The organism is Mycobacterium sp., assembly GCF_049647605.1.
GTDB lineage: Bacteria > Actinomycetota > Actinomycetes > Mycobacteriales > Mycobacteriaceae > Mycobacterium.
This window is the reverse complement of the sequence record NZ_JBARXZ010000134.1, coordinates 1-3,647: the sequence shown is the minus strand read 5'-3', so window position 1 is coordinate 3,647 and position 3,647 is coordinate 1. Positions and strand designations below refer to the sequence as shown.

Sequence of the window (3,647 nt, the reverse complement as noted above, 5' to 3'; positions counted from 1 at the left end):
AAGAGCTGAGGCCCAACCAACCAGCCACTGACGAACACTGCGAGGCACGAGCAGTGTGAAGAGCTGAGGCCCAACCAACCAGCCACTGACGAACACTGCGAGGCACGAGCAGTGTGAAGAGCTGTGGCCCAACCAACCAGCCACTGACGAGTAGCGCGAGAGAACCCGGTCCAGCAATCACCGGCTGTTCATCGTCGGGCCTGGAAACATTTGTAGCTTCGGCCCCAGCTAACTGTTTCAGACGGTGCGCACCTGGGTAGGCTGACAGCCATGGCGGGCGGCCCGCGGCAACGATCATGGTGGCGGTGGCGCACCTTTGCGCTGGTAGCTATCGTGACTATGTTTGCTGCGGGCTGCGCCCCCGAGCAGCCGAAGCCACTGCTACCCGAGAATGTCGCAGCAATCGACTCTCTTCCGACTCTCCCGATGCCCAAAGTCGGTGTCGACGGAACTTCGCTAACTCTCGACGGTCGAAAGTGGTGGCCGATTGGTATCAATGCATATCAGCTCGGGACCAACTGGAGTGTCAATGCCGGCTGTGGCGCCCAGGTGGATCTGAACCAGTATTTCGGCAGCTTGGCGCCGCACTCGTTGACCCGGGTGAACATCTATTCCAGCTTTGCGGTGAACAAGCGGACCGGTCGGCTGGACTTCTCTGCCCTGGACGCGATCTTCGAAGCCGCGCAGCGCCACAACCAACTTCTCATCGCGGTGCTCACCGGCGGGGAAGGCGGCTGCGAGAACGCGCGCTTCAAGGATTTCGACTGGTACGCCGGCGGATGGCGCACCGAGGTCTCCGACGGTATGCCGATGCCGTTCGCAGACTGGCTCGACATCGCGGTCGGCCGCTGGGGCGATTCGCCGACGATTGCGGGTTGGACCGCGGTCGGTGAGCCCGAACCGTCGCAGTGCACCGACGAGGCATGCACGTGGCAGGCCCGGCTCTGCCCTGACGGTGCGGCCGAGGTGCTCCGCTCCTTCTTCGACGAGGCGGGTGAACGGATTCGGCAACTGGATCCCGGCGCCGTGATCTTCAGCGGGCACACCGGCGGCGGGCAGTGCGGCTCAGTCGGTGAGGAGTACCAAATGGTGGCCGCTTCACCCGGAATCGATGTCGTCGAGTACCACTACTACCAATCCTCGGACTCCCTGCCGGGCGACTCCCGTGATGGGCTGCAACGGCGAATCGAACAGGCCCGGTCACTCAACAAGCCGCTCATGGTCGCCGAGGTGGGAGCGGAGGCGGGTTCTTGCAAATCGCTGCAGCAACGCGAGCAGGAGCTCTCGCTGATCGTCGGCGCGCAGCGTGCCCACGGCGCGGCCGGGGTGATGTTCTGGTCGTTTGTGCCCGATCCACGACTCAATGAGTGCACGCTCGACATCGGGCCCCATGATCCGCTGTTCCGGATGATAGGTGCCGGCAGCTCCTGACGCTCAGCGGCCGTCGAGCAGCCGCCGCTTCTCGGACTGGAACTCCTTTTCCGTCAGTGCCCCCGAATCCCGCAGTCTGGCCAGCGTTTTGAGCTGCTCGATGCGGATCCCGTCTTCGGACGGTTCGTGGGAGACCTGCTCCCGCACCGGCCCGTCTTCTTCCAGATCGTCCCAATCTGCAAAGTCGAGGTCATCGTGGATCTCCCCCGGCGGCGCTGCGCGCGCGTTGATTCGGGCCAGCCAGAACAGCGCGATCAACAAGTCCAGGATGCTGATGGCAAAGAACACCCCGAACATCACCGGAAGCCAGCCCAGGGTGCTGCCGTACCCGAACGCCAGTCGAGGGCTCACGAAGGCGCTCACATTGCCGTCGGTGGTGACGCGATAGCTGCCGGCGGCCGGAATCTGGGCCACCCACACCTGCACGCGAGCATCGTTGTTCACCGTGGTGGTCGCCCCGATGTCTTCGACGACCCGCGGGTCGGGCACCCCCGGGGGCGATTCGATCCGCAGCGATATCGGCGGTATCGGCAGGCCGCCGCCGGCACCGCCGATGACCTGGGTGCGGAAGCTGACGGTCACCTCGCCTTCCGGCAGCTCCAGGCTCGCCGTTCCGGGGATCGGAACTTCGCCGTAGGCGTCGAATTCGTCCCAGACGAAGATGTACAGCAGCAAGGTGACGAGGAAGCCGACGACGGAAACCACCAGGGCCGCGATGGCGCCCGCCAGCACCAGACGCGCGACATTCCTCGAGCCGCTCATGGCCGAAGTGTGCCACGGGCCGGCCTGACCGGAGGTGGCTCTGCCGCAACAGGACTACCGTCGACATCAGGTCGCTGTCCACAACTTCTCGGAGGTGCCATGCCCGAGTCCAGCATCGTCGTCCGTCCGGAACCCATCGGTAGCGACCGCTACACCGAGTCCTCGCGCCTGCAGGCTGCCGGATTATCGACTGCCATAAGCTTTTTCGAAGAGTCCGCGCAGACGGTACCGCTACCTCCGGCGCCCCAGCCCATTGTGATCGCCGATTACGGCGCTGCCACCGGTCACAACTCGCTGCTGCCGATCGCCGCGGCGTTGAAAAAGCTGCGCGCCCGGACCCGCAGTGAACACGCGGTTCTGGTCGCGCATACCGATGTCGCGACCAACAACTTCACCGCGTTGTTCCAGACGTTGTCCGAGGACCCGGACAGCTATCTGCGCCACGATCCCGCGACCTTTGCCTCCGCGGTCGGCCGGTCGTTCTACAGCCAGATCCTGCCGTCCGACAGTGTGACTCTGGGCTGGAGTTCTTACGCATGTCACTGGTTGAGCAGTGCGCCCGGTCCCGTGCCCGGCCACGTTCAGGTGGCGTACTGCCAGGACGAGGCCGTCAAAGCCGCCTACGCCCGGCAGGCCGCGCTCGACTGGCACGAGTTCGTGGCGTTTCGGGGACGCGAGCTGTGCCCCGGTGGCCGACTGGTGGTGCTCACCATGGCCATCGACGAAGACGGCGGATTCGGCTATCGGCTGCTGCTCGACGCGATCGTCGAGGCGCTGCGCACGCTGCGCGAGGGCGGATTCATCAGTGAGTCCGAGCAGGCCCGGATGTCGATTCCCGTCGTCGGCCGGTCCGCCAAGGATTTCCTGGCACCGTTCGCGCCGCGCGGTCGGTTCGAGGACTTGGCCGTGGACCGTGTGGAGGTGTTCCGTGGTGAGGACCGGGCCTGGTCGCGATACCAGGTGGACCACGACGAGGCGGCGTTCGGCGCCCAATGGGCCTCGTTCTCGCGGCTGTCGGTGTTCCCGGCGCTGGCGGCCGGCCTCGATGGTGATCCGGCTCGCCATGTCGAGTTCTTGGATCGGTTGGAGCGCGACGTCGCGACGCGGATTGCTGCCGCACCGGAGCCGATGCTGATCCCACTGGCAGCGGTGGTTCTGAACAAACGCGGCCGGGGCTGATTCAGCCGGCCGGCGGCGGCAGAAAGGCCGGCAGCCCCGGGATCGTTGGAATCGGCGGGATGGTGGGGATCCACGACGGGTTCGGTACTGCGGGCTCGTCGACCGGTGGTTGTGGTTCCGCGGCCGGCGGGGGCGTGCTCGGCGGGACTGTCTCGGTGCCGGTTTGGGTCGCCGGCGGCGGTGTTGTCGTAGGCGGCGGTGTGGCCGGCGGCGGTGGAGCCGTCGTCGGTGTTGTGGTCGGCGGCGGGGGTGTTGTGGGGGGCGCCGTTGTGGAG

At 65.9% G+C, this 3,647-nt stretch carries 4 protein-coding genes; 3 read left to right on the top strand and 1 reads right to left on the bottom strand.

Annotated elements, in window-relative coordinates:
• Nucleotides 1-426: 426 nt before the first annotated feature.
• Complete coding sequence (locus WBB07_RS17850) at nt 427-1,431, top strand: glycoside hydrolase 5 family protein (protein ID WP_526309732.1); 1,005 nt, start codon at nt 427-429, stop codon at nt 1,429-1,431.
• A gap of 3 nt (nt 1,432-1,434) precedes the next feature.
• On the opposite strand, the gene WBB07_RS17845 is transcribed toward WBB07_RS17850, so the two are convergent.
• Nucleotides 1,435-2,193, bottom strand: a complete 759-nt coding sequence (locus WBB07_RS17845) for an SHOCT domain-containing protein (RefSeq protein ID WP_526309731.1) — start codon at nt 2,191-2,193, stop codon at nt 1,435-1,437.
• 99 nt (nt 2,194-2,292) lie between these two features.
• Here WBB07_RS17845 and WBB07_RS17840 point away from each other — a divergent pair, with 99 nt between their 5' ends.
• Both WBB07_RS17840 and WBB07_RS17835 read left to right on the top strand, forming a co-directional pair.
• Nucleotides 2,293-3,372, top strand: coding sequence for a class I SAM-dependent methyltransferase (locus WBB07_RS17840; RefSeq protein ID WP_526309730.1), 1,080 nt, complete (start codon nt 2,293-2,295; stop codon nt 3,370-3,372).
• Between the two features lie 59 nt (nt 3,373-3,431).
• On the top strand, nt 3,432-3,647 hold a 216-nt coding region (locus WBB07_RS17835), incomplete at its 3' end, for a hypothetical protein (protein ID WP_526309729.1).